The following is a 14,679-nucleotide window of genomic DNA, read 5'->3' on the forward strand; positions in this document are numbered from 1 at the left end:
GAACACGGACGTGAATCATCGTCGAACGGGTTCGACTGACGTCAGCGGTGGTTGCACAGCTCCAGTGGCGCCCCTTCGGACGTCGTGCACGGCAGGTAGCCCGCGTCGGTCAGCCTGGCGCGGGCGCTGTCGTGCCGCAGCAGGTAGTCGACGAAGTTGGCCGCCACCGAACCCGGCTCCGGCTTCTTCCTGGCGTACAGGTACTCCACCGTCCAGAACGGGTAGCCCGAGTCCACGCCGACGGCGGGGTCGAACGCCTTGCCGTCCACGGTGAGCGCGGTCAGCGGGTTGTCCTTGCGGGCCTGGGCGACCGACGGGGCGTCGGCGTAGCCGATCGCGCCCTCCGTGCGGCCGACCTCGCGCGCCACCTCGGGGTTCGAGCCGCGTTCGCAGCGGATCGTGGCGGCCTCGGGGTTCCGGTCCTTGGTGCGGCACCCGTTGGACGACAGCTCACCCTCCCCCGTGCCGAGCACCTTCTGCTCGAACAGCTCCCGGCTCCCCGACTCCCCACCGCGGCCGACGATGCGGATCGGCAGCGACTCCCCGCCGCGCACCTGGTTCCAGTCGGTCGTGGTGCCGTCGTAGATGGACCGGAGCTGCGCGGTGGTCACGGTGTCCAGGCCGACCGAGGCGTTCACGACCACGTGGTAGACGACGATCCCGATCTGCTCGGAGTGCGGGGTGGCGCCGTCGGTCCGCTGCCTGCCGTCGGCCAGCGCCAGCAGCCCCAGGTCGTCGGGCCCGAGCGCGCTCACGGCGCGGACCCCCTCGACGCTGCCGGTGGGCGCGGTGGTGATCCGCGTGCCCTGGCTCTCGCAGACGCGCTGGAAGTCCTGGGCGATGGCCGACGCGGTCGGCATGAACACGCTGGACCCCTCGATCCGCACCTCGCCGGACGCGCACGCCACCGTCGAGTCCGCGGGCGGCGGCACGAACACCAGGCTCAGCACCAGGAACACGGTGAGCAGCGCGGCGAGCGCTCCCGTGGCCCTGGGCAGGGTGATCAGCCGTTCGCGCTTCTCGTCCTTGAGCAGGCCGCTGTCCTTGAGCTTGCCGGTGGCCTCGATGTCCTTGGTGACACCGCTGTCGTCGGGTTCGCGCAGGATCACGACGAGCTTGAACTTCTGCTTGCGCCGCAACGCCAGGTCCTCGACCCGGACGCCGTGCCAGTGCTGCTCGACGTCGAGCTTCGGGCTCGGCACGGTGCCGACCCACCTGGCCATCCACAGCGGCAGCCGTTCGCGGACGGTGCGGAGGCTGTCGCGGTCCACCGGGTCGTGGGAGCCTTCGGCGCCGAAGAACCTCAGACCCGCGCGGACCCGCTCGCGGATCTCCTCGGTGCTCGCCTCCGACACGCGGGCGTTCCACACGACCCGGCGGCCGAACGTGAACGACAGCGGCCGGTCGAAGTCGTCCGCGTCGATGTCGTACCCGCCGGTGTTGCGGATGCGGATGACCACGATGCTCATCCGGTCCAGCAGCTCGGCGACCTGGTAGAGCTGGCGCTGACCGGCCCTGGCCGGTTCGGTGCCGTCGTGCAGCCTCTCCAGGCCGAGCCCGATCTTCGAGTTGTAGAGCACCCGGTAGGTGATCCGCTTGCGCCGGATCAGGAAGCGGTCGACGAAGGGCGTCGCGATCAGCAGGACGATCCCCAGCACGACGTTGCCGGGGCCGAGGAAGTCCAGCACCGACTGCAACGCCCTCAGCACGACCACGAGAACTCCTCTCCGCAGAACCGGATTCTCGGTGCCGAACCGCCGTCAGCGGCCCCGGTCGCCCGTCCGTTCACCCGGAGTTCGGCGCGTGGACACCGCGCGGACGCCGACTACCGGATCGCGGTCAGGAACTGCTCCGGCCGCAGGGCCCGCGAGACGATCCGGGTGTCGCCGATCCAGCCGTAGAACCCGTGGCCGTAGCGCAGCGCGAACTGCGTCGCCCCGATGACGAACGGCTTGCCCAGCGTGGAGATGCCCTTGGACTCCTCGGAGGCGTTGCGGGCGATCTTCGCCCCGTCGACGTACATCGTGGTGCGCCGCCCGTCGTTGACCACGGCCACATGCGTCCACCGCCCGGTCGGGATCGCGTGGCTCCACGAGGTCGGGTCGGCGTCGGTGGGCACCGGGTAGACGACGAACTGGAGGAACCGCTCGCCCGACACGTTCAGGCTGCACGTCGGCTCCTCCGGCGACCAGCCCGCGGTCTTGCCCGCGTCACCGCTGCGCCCCTCCCAGCTCAGGACGCCCATGAACGCGTGGTCGCCCTCGAACGGCTCGGGCAGCTTGAGGTAGGTCTCGATGGTGTAGCCGGACTCGAACCTCATCCGGTTGACCGGCGCCGTCTCCGCCGCGCGCAGGATCGCGCCGCGGTCGGGGTTGCGCGCGCCGCCGAACCGCAGGCTCGCGTGGGCGGGCTGGGTGTCGTGGTGCTCGTTCGACCACGTCAGGACTTCGGCGCCGTTCGCGTTCAGGTGCTGGACGGTGAGGTCGTTGCCGTTGCCGGTCAGGTCGCGGGCCACGCTGCCGGGTGCCACGGCCTGGCCGTCGGCCCCGGCGGCGGGCAGACCGGCGGCGTCGAACCGCCAGTACGCCACGGTGTCCTTCACCAGCACCGCCGACGCGGGCCGCGGCTTCGGCAGCACCGGGGGCGCGAACGCGGCGAAGCGGGTCCGGAAGTCGATCTCCACCGAGAAGCGGTCGGCGTCGCCGGTCAGCCGCGCGGTCTCGGTCTCCGGGACGGTGTCGCCGCGGGTGAGCAGCCACGGGGAGTACGTCTCGACGTCGATCACGCCGCGGTCGAGGTCGAAGGTGTAGAACCGGACCATGCCCGCGCCGCCGTAGTAACGGTCCTGGTAGTTGGTGATGTGCAGGTGCACGGCGTTGCCGTGGTCGTTGGTGAGCGTGGTGCGGCCGGGCGGCCAGTAGTGCCCGTTGAGGGTGAGGAACACCTGGTCGTTGCGCCGGATCAGGCCGTCCCACAGCCGCTGCCCGTGCGCGGACAGCTCGGCCCGCCCGCTGTCGGCGGACACCAGGTCGTGGGTGGTGAGGATGACCGGCAGCGTCCGGTGGTCGTCGATCACCCGCTGCGCCCACGCCAGGCCGCGGTCGGACACCCGCCAGTCCAGCGCGAGCACCAGCCACTCGCGACCGCCCGCCTTGACGACGTGGAAGCTGTTGTACCCCTTGGGTTCCATCCCGCCGAACGTCTTCATCCTGGCGAACCTGCTCGCCGGGAACGTCCGCGAGTACGGGGTGGACCCGCGCTGGTCGTCCGTGCTGCCGGGGATGTCGTGGTTGCCCGCCAGGACGCTGTAGGGCATGCGGCCGTCGATCGTGCGGAACACCGCGTCGGCCGTGCGCATCTCGCGTTCGGTGCCGTGCTCGGTCACGTCGCCCAGGTGCGCCAGGAACACGACGTCGTCGCGCTTGAGCAGCGCCCGCAGGGTGTGGCGGACCGGCTCGGCGTCCGAACCACCCTCGTCCAGCAGGTACTGGGTGTCCGGCAGGACGGCGATCGTGAACCGCGAGTCGTCGCCGCCGGTCGACGACGTCCGCGCCGACGCCTCGGACCCCGTCGCGCCGAGCAGGGCCGCCGTGGCGGGCACGGTGAACGCCGCCTGCAACAGCGTGCGCCGACCGACGTCGCCGTGGAGTGGGTTGTCGGCCATGTCGTGGTTCCTCCCGAGTCCGATGAGGACGCCAGCCTGTCGACCGCCCCCGCCCGGCGATCGACGTCCGGTCGAACAACAGCCGCACACCGGCTGAAATCTCGACACCGGCCGCCGGTCGGACCGGCCGCTACCAGGTGTCCTGGAACAGGACGCCGCCCGAGGCGTCCAGCGCCCGCACGACGTGCTCGTCCACGAGCGGCCTGCCGACGACGGTGACCAGGAACGCGCCGGACTCGACCACGGCCGTCGCCACGGCCGTGCCGTCGAGCGTCGTCACGTGCACCGAGGCGACGGCGGGCGACACCCGACCCCACCACGTGCACTCGGCGCCGTCCTGGACGCACGCGGGCGCTGGACCGACGGTCAGCGGCGGGTCCTGCGCCGTGTTCACCCCGTCGCCGCCGGCGAGCATCGTCATCGTGGCGGGGTCGTCGGATTCGCACAGGGTCGACCACTGCTCCGCGACGATCACGATCACGACGGCGCCGTCGGCGCGGGTCAGCGACGGTCCCAGCGTCACACCGCGCCGCTTCATGGCGCACATGTCGAACAGCTCCTGCGGCGTCGGCGGCATCGTGATCGCGCTCGCCCACCCCTTCACCTTCGACGAGGTCGCCAACCCGGCCACCAGTACCGCGGCCAGGAACACGGCCAGCACGGTCACGCCGGCCCGCAACATCCTCATCAGGGGAGTATGGCCGACCCGCGGTGTGCCGCGCGGCCTTTTCCGGACCGGGGTACGGGTTCCGGCGGGCCGTCACGGCCGGGTCAGCGACGCCGGTCGGCGCAGGCGACGCACGTCCTGGCGGCGGGCAGCACCTCCAGGCGGCCGTCGCCGACGGGTCGGCCGCACCGCTCGCACACCCCGTAGGCGCCCGCCCTGATCCGGGCCTCGGCCAGGTCCAGTTCGCCGAGTTCGGTCCGCGCCATCTCCAGCAGTCCGGCGACCTGCGCGCGCTCGAACGCGATCGTCACGCCCTCGGGGTCGTGCTCGTCGTCGTTCGACGTCCACTCGGACGCCTCCTTGATGCCCGCCAGCCGCCGGGACAGCGACGTGACCACGTCGGTCAGGTCGGCCCGTCGCTCGGCGACCCGCTGGATGGCGTCCACCCCCGTTCCAACGGTCCACGCCGCTCGGCTGTTCCGCACGTCCGGGTAGGGTTCCGACCACCCGGTCGACCCACGAGGAACCCGAATGATCGCTGTACTGCCCGTCGTGCTCACGGTCGTCGCGCTGCTGGCGGGCCTGGGCGCCCTCGTGATGCTCATCGCCGACCGGCCGCTGGTCCTCGGTTCGAAGCCGACCACGGCGCTGCTGGTCGCGCTGGTGCTGCTGGAGATCGGCCTGCTGGTGCAGGCGGTGGTCGGGGTGGTGCTGCTGAACGGCACGGACCGGGAGGTCGACGGGCTGACCTTCGTCGGCTACCTCTTCGGGCCCGTGGTGATCGTGCCGGTGGCCGTGGTGTGGGGGCTGTCCGAGCGCACCCGGTTCGGGCCCGGTGTGCTGCTGGTCGGCTGCCTGAGCGTGCCGGTGATGATCCTGCGCCTCACGCAGATCTGGGCGGGCCATGCCTGAGCCGACGACCGACCTGTCCGAGGCCACCCGCTCGGGGCCCGGCCGCCTCCTCATCGCCGTGTACGGGATCTTCGCGCTCGCCGCGACCGCCCGCTCCGCCGTGCAGATCGGGACCCGCTTCTCCGAGGCGCCGCTGCCCTACCTGCTGTCCGCGTTCGCGGCCCTGGTCTACATCCTCGCGACGGTGGCGCTGGCGCGCGGCGACGGCACGTCCCGCCGGGTGGCGTTCGTCTCGTGCGCGGTCGAACTCGCCGGGGTCCTCGTCGTCGGCGCGGTCAGCCTCCTCGTCCCCGACGCCTTCCCGGACGCCACCGTCTGGTCCGGGTTCGGCAGCGGGTACGGCTTCATCCCGCTGGTCCTGCCCGTGCTGGGCCTGCTGTGGATCCGCCGGGTCAACGCCAGGGCGTAGGTCAGCCCTTCACCGCCCCGGCCGTCAGCCCCGCCACGATCCGGCGGTTGGCGACCAGGAACGCCAGCAGCGGCGGGATCGTGATGAGCAGGATGTTCGTGAACAGCAGGTTGTACTGCGTGCCGTACTGGCTCTGGAAGTTGTAGAGCGTCAACTGCACGGTGACGTTCTTGTCGCCCGGCAGGAAGTACAGCGGGTTGGTGAAGTCGTTGTAGACGACCACGGACTGCACGACGACGGCCGTCACGGCGACCGACCGCATCAGCGGGAACACCACCAGGAAGAAGACGCGGAACGGGCCCGCGCCGTCGATCACCGCCGAGTCGTCCAGTTCGCGCGGGACGGTGGCGAGGAAGTTGCGGAACAGCAGGACGCAGAACGACAGGCCGAACGCGACCTCGATCAGGATCAGGCCGGTCATGGTCCGGAACAGCCCGAGCCCTTGCAGCACGCGGATCGTGGGCACCACGGCGGGCGGGATGATCAGACCGGACAGCACCACGAAGTCGACGACCTTCGTCCACCGGCCGGGGCGGCGTTGCAGCACGAACGCCACCATCGCCGCCAGCACGACCATCACCGCCACGCTGGCGACGGTGAGGATCGCGCTGTTCACGAACGCGATGATCAGCGTGTAGTCGCGGGCGGTCACCACGTCGACGAAGTTCTGCGCGAACCGGAACTGCCGGGGCCAGGAGAAGTCCAGCTCGGCCGACTGGGCGCGGTCCTTGAACGCGGTGAGCACGACGAACGCGAACGGCACCAGGAACACCACGGCCGACGCCAGGATCGCGACACCGCCCAGCACGTACCTCCCGCGCGGCCTCACAGCTCCACCCGCTTGCGGCCCAGCGCCCACGACAGCGGCAGCACGATCACCGTCACCACCAGGAACAGCACGACGTTGCCCGCGGTCGACAGCCCGAAGAACCCGGCCTGGTACTGCTTGTAGATCACCGACGCGATCACGTCCGAGGTGAAGCCGGGACCGCCGCGGGTCATGGTCCAGATCAGGTCGAACGACCGCAGGCCGCCGATCAGCGACAGGATGACGACCGTCACCGTCGCCGGGCGGCACAGCGGCAGCAGGATGTGCCGGAACGTGGTGAACCGGCCCGCGCCGTCGACCCTGGCGGCCTCGAAGTACTCGCTCGGGATGGACACGATCCCGGCGATGTAGATCAGGGTCGCCAGCCCGACGCCCTTCCACACGTCGACGAGCGCCACCGACAGCAGCGCGGACGACGGGTCGGTCAGCCACGCGGGTCCCCGCACGCCGAGGACGGCGAGCGCGTCGTTGATCAGCCCGCCGTTCGGCTGCATGAGGACGGTGAACGTGATGCCCACGCCGATGGTGCTGACGAGGACCGGGAAGAACACGACCGAGCGCAGGTAGGCGCGGCCGACGATGTCGGAGGTGAGCAGCACCGCGAGCGGCAGCGCGAGGACGACCTTGAGCCCGGACGTCACCACGGCGTAGACCAGGGTGTTCGTCAGGCCCTTCACCAGCGCGGGCTCCTGGAAGAACACGACGAAGTTCTCCAGGCCGATGAACTCGTGGTCGAACAGCGTCCACCTGGTCAGGCTGAAGTAGAACGACGCGAAGGTCGGGACCAGGAACAGGGTCCCGTAGACGACCGCGGCGGGCAGGTAGAACCAGTGCGGGTAGACCGACCCGGCCCGGTGCCGCCGCCGCGGTCCCGCCACGGCTACCAACCCGGTATCCCGAGCTGCTTGGCCTGCTTCTCCACGTCCCGGTCGTAGAGCGCCGCGCCGTCGGCCGCCGACCGGATGCCGGAGCCGACCTCGACGGTGATCTGCTCCAGCGCGGGGCCCTTGATGGGCGAGACGAACTCCAGCGCGGGAGTCGTGCGCCCGGCGGCGTCGAAGTACGGCAGCATGTCCCGCACGGCTCGCGGCAGGTCGTCGGGCAGCGGGCAGTCCTTCACGACGTACGGCCCGGTCGGCGCGTAGGCCTTGGTCTGCGCCTCGCAGCCCTCGCTGCTCGCGATGAACGCGAGGAACTCCTTGGCCGCCTTCAGCTTGGCGCCCTCGGTGGTCTTGGGGATGTAGATCCCGGCCGGGGTCCAGACGGTGAGGCCGTTCTTGGCGGCGTCGTCGCCGGGCAGCGCGAAGAACCCGACGTCGTCGGCCTGGTCCGAGTGGTTCGCGACGAGCGTGCCGACGACGAACGTCAGGATCGGGAAGTGCGCGCCCTCCCCCGCGGCGAGCTGCCGGAGCCCGCCCTCGTACTTGGTGGAGGCGAAGTCCGCGGTGAGGTACCCGGCGTCGTGGACCTCTTGCAGGCGCTGGAAACCCTTGAGCGCGGCGGGCGACCTGGCGTAGCTGGTCTTGTTGGCCGTGTAGTCCTCGGCGAAGCGAGGTTCCGCGGCGGCGACGTTGTGGAAGTCGGCGAGCACGAAGATCTGCGACGTCCAGGTGTCCTGGTAGGTCTGGATCACCGGCGCGACGCCCGCAGCCTTGATCTTCGCGTTGTTCGCCATGAACTCGGCCCACGTCTTGGGCACCTGGAGGCCGAGCCGGTCGTAGACGGCCCTGTTGTACAGCACGCCACCGCCCATGGCGCCGCCGATCGGGACGCCGTACACCTCGTCCCCCGCGGAGACGGTGGGGAAGAACGTGTCCTGGATGTTGCCGAGGAAACCCTCGCCCTTCAACGACACCAGGGTCTCCGCGGGTTTCAGCGCCTGGAGCAGCGAACCCGAGTTGTACAGGAACACGTCGGTCATGTCCCCTGTGGACAGACGCGTCTTCACGACGTTGTCGCCCTCACCGCCCTGCGGGCGCACCTCGACCTTCACCTCGACGTCCGGGTTCTTCTCGGTGAACGCCTTGGCGAGTCCTTCGGCGGGGCGCACGCTCGCGTCGGAGTTGTCGACCAGGAACGTGAGCGAGACCTTGTCGCCGTCGCTGGAGCCGAGGTCGCCGGGACTGCACGACGCGAGCGCGAGCGCCGCGACCAGGACCGCGGCGAGTCCGGTCCACCGGGAACGGTGTGGGGGTTTCATCGGGACCTCCGGGGCTGGGTGCGGTTCAGCGGTCGGCGTCGGCGGGCCGCGCCAGCAGCCGGTCGAGGCGCGATCGGAGTTCGTCGACGCCGCGGGTGAACGCGCCGTGGGCGAGCGCGGCGGGCAGTGCCGCCGCCGGGGCGTCGAGGTGGGGCAGCAGGCGGACGGCCGCCTGCCGCTCGCCGTCGACCACCTCGGCGGCGACGGCGGCCTCCACCACCGCCGTCCACGTCGGGTGGTGGTCGAGGACGTCGCGCACGGTGGCGTCGGCGGGCGGGAACGGTTCCGCGACCACGGGATCGGGCACGCGCCACTCGTGGCGCCCGTGGTCGACGGCGACCGGGTCGGGCACGCCGGGGACGTGCACGGTGGCGGTGGCGCCGACGGGGACGACCACCGAGAGCGTGAGTTCACCGTCCGCGCGGCGCCAGGAGACGGCGGCCTCGCCGTAGGGCGTGAGGTGGCGGGCCGACGCCCAGGTGAGGCCTTCGCGGAGCAGCGGTCGCACGCTCAGCTCGCGGTAGCCGGGCCGGGCGGGCGCCAGTCCGGCGACGGACCGGTGCAGCCAGTCGGCGACCGCGCCCAGCGCGTAGTGGTTGAACGACGTCATCTCGCCGGGGTTGACGGAGCCGTCGGGCAGCATGCTGTCCCACCGCTCCCACACCGTCGTGGCGCCCATGGTGACCGGGTGCAGCCACGACGGGGACCCGGTCTGGAGCAGCAGCCGGTAGGCGACGTCGAGGTGCCCCGACACCGTCAGCGCGTCCATGACCAGCGGCGTGCCGACGAACCCGGTGCCGATCCGGAACCCGGCCGCCCGCACGAGGTCCGCGAGCCGGTCACCCGCGCGGGTCCGCTGCTCCGCCGTGGGCAGCAGGTCCCACACCAGTGCCAGCGCGTACACCGTCGGCGCGTCGCTGAGCACCCGCCCGCCCGCCGTGACGTACTCGCGGACGAACGCGTCGCGGACCCGTGAGGCCAGTTCCGCGTACCGCGCGGCCCCGGCCTCGTCGCCCAGCAGGAGGGCGCTGTCGGACACGACCCGCGCGGACTTCGCCAGGTGGGCGGTGGCGATCACGTCGGGGTCGGCCTTGGCCGCGAAGGGGTTGTCCGGCGGCGCGTCGGGGTCGAGCCAGTCGCCGAACTGGAAGCCGCCCGACCAGAGCAGGTCGGCACCCGCCAGGCCCGCCGCGTGGTCGACCCAGGCCCGCATGCTCGGCCACTGCGCGCGCAGCACCTCCAGGTCCCCCGTGCGCTGGTACAGCGTCCACGGCACGAGCGCCGCGGCGTCCGCCCACGCCGCGGCGGCCCGTGGCGCCCCCGGCAGCACGTCGGGCACGACGAACGGCACCGAGCCGTCCTCGTGCTGGTCGGCGGCGAGGTCCGCGAGCCAGGAGGTGAGGAACCCCGTGCTGTCGAACAGGAAGCAGGCCGTGGCGGCGAAGACCTGGATGTCACCGGTCCAGCCCAGCCGCTCGTCGCGCTGCGGGCAGTCGGTCGGCACGTCCAGGAAGTTGCCCCGCGCGCTCCACACGACGTTGTCGTGCAGGCGGGCGAGGAGGTCGTTCGAGCAGTCGAACCAGCCCGTGCGGCGCAGGTCGGTGCCGACCACGACCGCCAGCAGGTCCTCCGCCCGCAGGTCGGGAACGCCCGTGACCTCCGCGTACCGGAAGCCGTGGAACGTCAGCGCCGGTTCGAGCACGGGTCGGCCGCCCGCCGCCACATAGGTGTCCGTCGCCCGTGCCGTGCGCAGCGGACGGACGCCGAGTTCCCCGTCCTCCAGCACCTCGGCGTGCCGCACCACCACCTCGTCCGCGACGGCCCGGTCCCCCACCAGCAGCCGGACCCAGCCGACGACGTTCTGGCCGAAGTCGACCAGCGTGGCGCCGCGCGGGAACGTCCAGACCTCCACGGCGGGCAGGACGTCGGTGATCCGCACCGGCGGCCCGTCGGGGGCGACCAGCCGGTCGAGGCGGCTGTCGAGCACGTCGACCGGGCCCTCGGGCCGGGCCGCGGGGCGCAGGTCGGTCCGCTGGCCGTCGTACAGGTCGTCCGCCACCACGTCGCTCTCGCGCGCCGTCCACGAGCCGTCGGTGGCCAGGACGTGCACCGCCCCGTCGCGCGTGGTCACCTCCAGTTGGGCCAGCAGCGCGAGCCGGTCGCCGTAGGTCGCGCGCCGCCCGGTGAAGCCCAGCCTGCCCCGGAACCACCCGTTGCCGAGCAGCACCTCCAGGACGTTGGCGCCGGGGCGGACCAGCTCGGTAACGTCGTGGGTCCGGTGGCGCAGCCGGTGGTCGTAGCCGGTCCAGCCGGGCGCCAGCACCTCGTCGCCGACGCGGTGGCCGTTCAGCTCGGCGACGTAGACCCCGTGCGCCGTCGCGTGGAGGCGGGCGGAGACGACGTCGCCCGGAACGGTCAGCTCGCCGCGCAGGACCGGCGCGGGGGCGTCCAGGCCGCCGACGGTCCGGGGGCTGACCAAGCGCGCCGTCCAGTCGTCGACGGCGAGCAGCCCGGCCTCGACGTCGGTCGGGTCGCTCCACCCGGTCCAGTCGTCGTCGCGGACCCGGACGCGCACCCGGACCCGTTCGCGCGACTCCAGCGGCGCCCCCGGCCACGGGACCAGGACCTGGTCCCCGGACTCGACATCGAAGCTCCGCGCGTCCCCGGTCCCACGGGTCAGCTCCACCTCGTAGGCCCGTTGGCGGAAGCCGGGTTCGGCCTCCGGGAGGTACCACGACAGCCGCGGGCGGGCGTGGCCCACGCCCAGCGCCGGGCCGGGGTGGTGCTCGAACCGGAGACCGGTCGGGGGTGCGGCGCCGGGCATGGTCCTCCTCGGGAGTGAAACGATTCAACTTCGCCGCCGCGACCCGTTAACGAACGGTGTCGCGGGGGTTTCGTGCCTAGATCGTGTGGCCGACGGGCGGACTGGTGCTAGCCCGAGGTGCACCGGTGGTAGCACGATCTTCACCTCGGGCCGTCCGCGGTCGTAGGGTGGTCGGCCATGGACGGCCTCCCCGTGGGGAACGTGAACGACCTGCTGCACTTCACCGACGGCTCACTCGCCTACGCCGGGCACCACCAGCACGACCCCGGCCACCACCTGCACACCCACAGCTTCGTCGAGGTCGCGGTGGTCACCGGCGGTGTCGGCGTGCACGTCTCCCACGCGGGAAGGCAGCCCATCGGCGTCGGCGACGTCGTCCTGCTCCGGCCGGGCGTGTGGCACGGGTACGAGGAGTGCACGCGCCTCGACGTGTTCAACTGCTGCTTCTCCGCCGACCTGCTGCACCGCGAACTGGCCTGGACCCGCGAGGACCCGCTGCTCGGCTACCTGCTCTGGACCGGGCCGTACTCGGACCGGCGGCACGGCCTGCTCACCACCAATCTGCCCCCGGCCGCCCTCGCGGAGTGCGTCGACCACCTGGACGCGCTCGGCGCGCTGCGGTTCCGCGCCGCGCACCTGCACCGGGGCGACGTCATCGGCAGGCTCGCGCTGTTCCTCAGCACCCTGGCCCGCACCGTGGCGGAGGACCGCGCGGCGCCGGAGGCGCGGTCGACCCACCCGGCCGTGGTCCACGCGATGCGGCTCATGGAGGCCAGGCCCGAACACCGCTGGACGCTCTGCGAACTGGCCGAACGCCTGCACCTCGCGCCCGGCTACGTGGTCAGGCTGTTCAAGAACGCCACCGGCCTGCCACCGATCGCCTACCTGTCACGCCACCGCGTCGAGGTCGCGGCGGGCCTGCTCCTGCACACCGACCAGTCCATCGCGCACATCGCCCGCACGGTCGGCTGGCCGGACCAGAACTACTTCGCCCGCCGCTTCAAAGTCCACTTCGGACTGACCGCGTCCGCGTACCGCGAGCGGTTCAGCGACAACGCCGTGCGCCTGGAGTCCGGGACGATCATGAGCAGGCACAAGCGGCTGCGGGACCTCTGAGCGCCGCGTCGAGGACCCGCCACGGGTCAGAGTTCCGGGAGCCGCTCGCCGACGTCCGGGTAGCGGCCCTGTTCCAGGCGGAAGACGTAGGCCCGCAGGTCGGCCTCGAGGTCGCCCGCGAGGTAGGCGAGGAAGTCGCGCGCGCCTTCGGCGGCCTCGGCCACCACCTGACGAGCGCTCTCGGTGGTCCACACGGCGAGCAGCGCGAGGACGTGCTCCTCGACCCGGCCCCGCTGATCCCACCAGGCGCGGACGGCGTCCGGCGTCCACCGCGAGTCGCCGTCACCGGAGTAGCCGCCGAGGGGTTCGAAACCGGCGGCGCCCAACAGGCGTTCGACCTCCGCACGGGTCTTCGGCTGCCGGTAGACGAACTCGGTGTCGTACTCGCCGCCGTAGAGGACGTGGCGCGGCGCGAACGTCCGGCCGGTCCAGCCGGTGTCGGTCTCACCCGTGTAGAAGGGGCCGGGCACGGTCAACCAGAGCTTCTCCGCCCAGTTCGCCCCACCGTCCGGCGTGAAGAAGTCCGCCGGGACGAACGAGACGGGATCCCGGGGCGCACGCGTGTCGGTCACGCCACCAGGATTCCCAACCGCTCCGGAGACGTCACGTCGTCTCGGTCGACCCGACCCCCTTGATCCGCCCGTCGCGGAAGGCGTCCACGAACAGCCGGTGGTCCTCGCGGGTCTGGGCGGCGTAGCGCAGGGCGAACTCGACGACCGAGTCGGCGAACTCGGCCTCGCGGTCGCCGATCGCCGCGGCGATGGCCTCCTCGCACTGGAAGTCGACCAGCGTCTGCTCGGAGTCCGAGTCGGCGACGCAGTGCATCTTGGCCGTCGCCCGGCCGAGGTACCCCAGCACCGGCAGCATGTCCGCGGGCTCGGTCAGGTCCGACCAGTCGAGGTCCGAGACGTACGGGGACAGCTCGGCCACGACGTAGCCCACGCCGTCGATCCGCGTGTGCCCGAGCCACGGGTCCGCGTGCGCCTGCAACGCCCGCTGCGACACGGCGGTGCGGTGGCCGTGGTCGGTGAAGTACTCCCGGATGCGCTCGTCGCGCACGATCCGGCTGGGCGCGGCCACGTTCGCCTGCTTCATCGACAGGACCACGTCGTTCTCCAACGCCTGCGTGCGGCCCTCGACCAGGACGTTGTACGCGGGCAGCCCGGCGGACCCGATGCCGAACCCGCTGCGCCCCACCACGTCCTTGACGGCGTAGGTGAGGCTGCTGCTGGCCCTCTTGCCGGTGGGGATGGTCTCCAGGTACTCGGCGAACGCCCGCTCGACGCCCGCGCGCTCCTCGTCACCCAGCTCCCGCACGCCCGAGCGGTCCCGGCGGAAGTGCCGCTCGTAGTCGACGACGACCGTGGTCTCGTCGAGCAGTTCGACCCTGGTCGCCAGCCTGGCCCGCAGCAGCACCTGGTGCAGCACACCTTCCGTGCTGTCCAACCGCAGGCTGAACAACTCGTCGTCCGGGTTCTCGGCGAACGACCGGACCTGCCCGACGTACGCCGTGACGTAGGTCCGCACCAGCTCCTCGATGATCTTGTCCGGCAGCGCCTTGCGCCAGCCCAGCAGCGCCATGCTCGCCGCGAACCGCCGCACGTCCCAGGTGAACGACCCGAGGTAGGCCTCGTCGAAGTCGTTGACGTCGAACACCAGCGTGCCCGAACCGTCCATGTAGGTCCCGAAGTTCTCCGCGTGCAGGTCGCCCTGGATCCACACGCGACCGGTCCGCTCGTCGGCCCACTCGTCGGGCTCGTCGGCCATGTCGGCGTAGAACAGGCACGCGCTGCCGCGGTAGAACGCGAACGGCTCGGCCGCCATCTTCCGGAACTTGTGCCGGAACGCGGCCGGGTCGGCGGACATCAGGTCCTCGAACGCGTCTTCCAGCACGGCCACGATGCGATCGCCGCGGTCGGTCATCCAGGTGCCCCTTTCGTCGAGCGGCTGTGATCATCGCCGATTTCGCCGACGTGCGCCGGCACGGTCACCGCTCACGTCCAAGACGTCCCGGACGGGCACCCGGTTCCCGTCCTCCGCGCGACGGGAGAACGAATC

Annotated in this window: 13 protein-coding genes; 3 read left to right on the forward strand and 10 right to left on the reverse strand. The window is 71.8% G+C overall.

Annotated elements, in window-relative coordinates:
* Positions 1 to 41 precede the first annotated feature (41 nt).
* The 4 genes from NZH93_RS00230 to NZH93_RS00245 form a co-directional block, all read right to left on the reverse strand.
* Positions 42 to 1,715, reverse strand: a complete 1,674-nt coding sequence (locus NZH93_RS00230; RefSeq protein ID WP_259620789.1) for a PstS family phosphate ABC transporter substrate-binding protein — start codon at positions 1,713 to 1,715, stop codon at positions 42 to 44.
* 110 nt (positions 1,716 to 1,825) lie between these two features.
* A complete protein-coding gene (locus tag NZH93_RS00235; RefSeq protein ID WP_259620790.1) occupies positions 1,826 to 3,664 on the reverse strand; it encodes a LamG-like jellyroll fold domain-containing protein in 1,839 nt (612 codons plus the stop codon).
* Positions 3,665 to 3,794: 130 nt separating this feature from the next.
* A complete protein-coding gene (locus tag NZH93_RS00240; protein ID WP_259620791.1) occupies positions 3,795 to 4,352 on the reverse strand; it encodes a hypothetical protein in 558 nt (185 codons plus the stop codon).
* Positions 4,353 to 4,435: 83 nt separating this feature from the next.
* A complete protein-coding gene (locus tag NZH93_RS00245) occupies positions 4,436 to 4,777 on the reverse strand; it encodes a TraR/DksA family transcriptional regulator (protein ID WP_259620792.1) in 342 nt (113 codons plus the stop codon).
* A gap of 85 nt (positions 4,778 to 4,862) precedes the next feature.
* Between NZH93_RS00245 and NZH93_RS00250 the strand changes: the two genes are divergently transcribed.
* Entirely contained in the window at positions 4,863 to 5,243 is a 381-nt protein-coding gene (locus NZH93_RS00250) for a hypothetical protein (RefSeq protein WP_259620793.1), read from the forward strand.
* Positions 5,236 to 5,652, forward strand: a complete 417-nt coding sequence (locus tag NZH93_RS00255) for a hypothetical protein (protein WP_259620794.1) — start codon at positions 5,236 to 5,238, stop codon at positions 5,650 to 5,652. Before NZH93_RS00250 ends, NZH93_RS00255 begins: the two co-directional genes overlap by 8 nt.
* A gap of 1 nt (position 5,653) precedes the next feature.
* Here the strand turns inward: NZH93_RS00255 and NZH93_RS00260 are convergent, their stop codons facing one another.
* From NZH93_RS00260 to NZH93_RS00275, 4 genes are read right to left on the reverse strand one after another with little or no spacing between them, the layout of a single operon-like run.
* A complete protein-coding gene (locus tag NZH93_RS00260; protein ID WP_259620795.1) occupies positions 5,654 to 6,481 on the reverse strand; it encodes a carbohydrate ABC transporter permease in 828 nt (275 codons plus the stop codon).
* Complete coding sequence (locus tag NZH93_RS00265; protein ID WP_259620796.1) at positions 6,478 to 7,359, reverse strand: carbohydrate ABC transporter permease; 882 nt, start codon at positions 7,357 to 7,359, stop codon at positions 6,478 to 6,480. Before NZH93_RS00265 ends, NZH93_RS00260 begins: the two co-directional genes overlap by 4 nt.
* A 2-nt stretch (positions 7,360 to 7,361) precedes the next feature.
* Positions 7,362 to 8,681, reverse strand: a complete 1,320-nt coding sequence (locus NZH93_RS00270; protein WP_259620797.1) for an ABC transporter substrate-binding protein — start codon at positions 8,679 to 8,681, stop codon at positions 7,362 to 7,364.
* A 25-nt stretch (positions 8,682 to 8,706) separates the two neighbouring features.
* Complete coding sequence (locus NZH93_RS00275) at positions 8,707 to 11,505, reverse strand: alpha-L-rhamnosidase (RefSeq protein ID WP_259620798.1); 2,799 nt, start codon at positions 11,503 to 11,505, stop codon at positions 8,707 to 8,709.
* A gap of 177 nt (positions 11,506 to 11,682) precedes the next feature.
* Here NZH93_RS00275 and NZH93_RS00280 point away from each other — a divergent pair, with 177 nt between their 5' ends.
* Positions 11,683 to 12,621 (forward strand): helix-turn-helix transcriptional regulator, encoded by a 939-nt coding sequence (locus NZH93_RS00280; protein ID WP_259620799.1) that lies wholly within the window; start codon positions 11,683 to 11,685, stop codon positions 12,619 to 12,621.
* Between the two features lie 26 nt (positions 12,622 to 12,647).
* On the opposite strand, the gene NZH93_RS00285 is transcribed toward NZH93_RS00280, so the two are convergent.
* A complete protein-coding gene (locus NZH93_RS00285) occupies positions 12,648 to 13,193 on the reverse strand; it encodes a hypothetical protein (RefSeq protein WP_259620800.1) in 546 nt (181 codons plus the stop codon).
* A gap of 31 nt (positions 13,194 to 13,224) precedes the next feature.
* Positions 13,225 to 14,544 carry a DUF2252 domain-containing protein gene (locus NZH93_RS00290; RefSeq protein WP_259620801.1) on the reverse strand — a complete coding sequence of 440 codons (1,320 nt, stop codon included), beginning with the start codon at positions 14,542 to 14,544 and terminating at the stop codon, positions 13,225 to 13,227.
* Between the last annotated feature and the right edge of the window lie 135 nt (positions 14,545 to 14,679).

Origin of the sequence: Umezawaea endophytica, assembly GCF_025061645.1 — a bacterium.
Taxonomy (GTDB): domain Bacteria; phylum Actinomycetota; class Actinomycetes; order Mycobacteriales; family Pseudonocardiaceae; genus Umezawaea; species Umezawaea endophytica.

What these genes read in the sequence shown, in the direction of transcription:
- NZH93_RS00235 (WP_259620790.1), bottom strand. Translation starts at nt 3,664, where the DNA reads ATGGCCGACAACCCACTCCACGGCGACGTCGGTCGGCGCACGCTGTTG.
- NZH93_RS00240 (WP_259620791.1), bottom strand. Translation starts at nt 4,352, where the DNA reads ATGAGGATGTTGCGGGCCGGCGTGACCGTGCTGGCCGTGTTCCTGGCC.
- NZH93_RS00250 (WP_259620793.1), top strand. Translation starts at nt 4,863, where the DNA reads ATGATCGCTGTACTGCCCGTCGTGCTCACGGTCGTCGCGCTGCTGGCG.
- NZH93_RS00255 (WP_259620794.1), top strand. Translation starts at nt 5,236, where the DNA reads ATGCCTGAGCCGACGACCGACCTGTCCGAGGCCACCCGCTCGGGGCCC.
- NZH93_RS00270 (WP_259620797.1), bottom strand. Translation starts at nt 8,681, where the DNA reads ATGAAACCCCCACACCGTTCCCGGTGGACCGGACTCGCCGCGGTCCTG.
- NZH93_RS00275 (WP_259620798.1), bottom strand. Translation starts at nt 11,505, where the DNA reads ATGCCCGGCGCCGCACCCCCGACCGGTCTCCGGTTCGAGCACCACCCC.
- NZH93_RS00280 (WP_259620799.1), top strand. Translation starts at nt 11,683, where the DNA reads ATGGACGGCCTCCCCGTGGGGAACGTGAACGACCTGCTGCACTTCACC.
- NZH93_RS00290 (WP_259620801.1), bottom strand. Translation starts at nt 14,544, where the DNA reads ATGACCGACCGCGGCGATCGCATCGTGGCCGTGCTGGAAGACGCGTTC.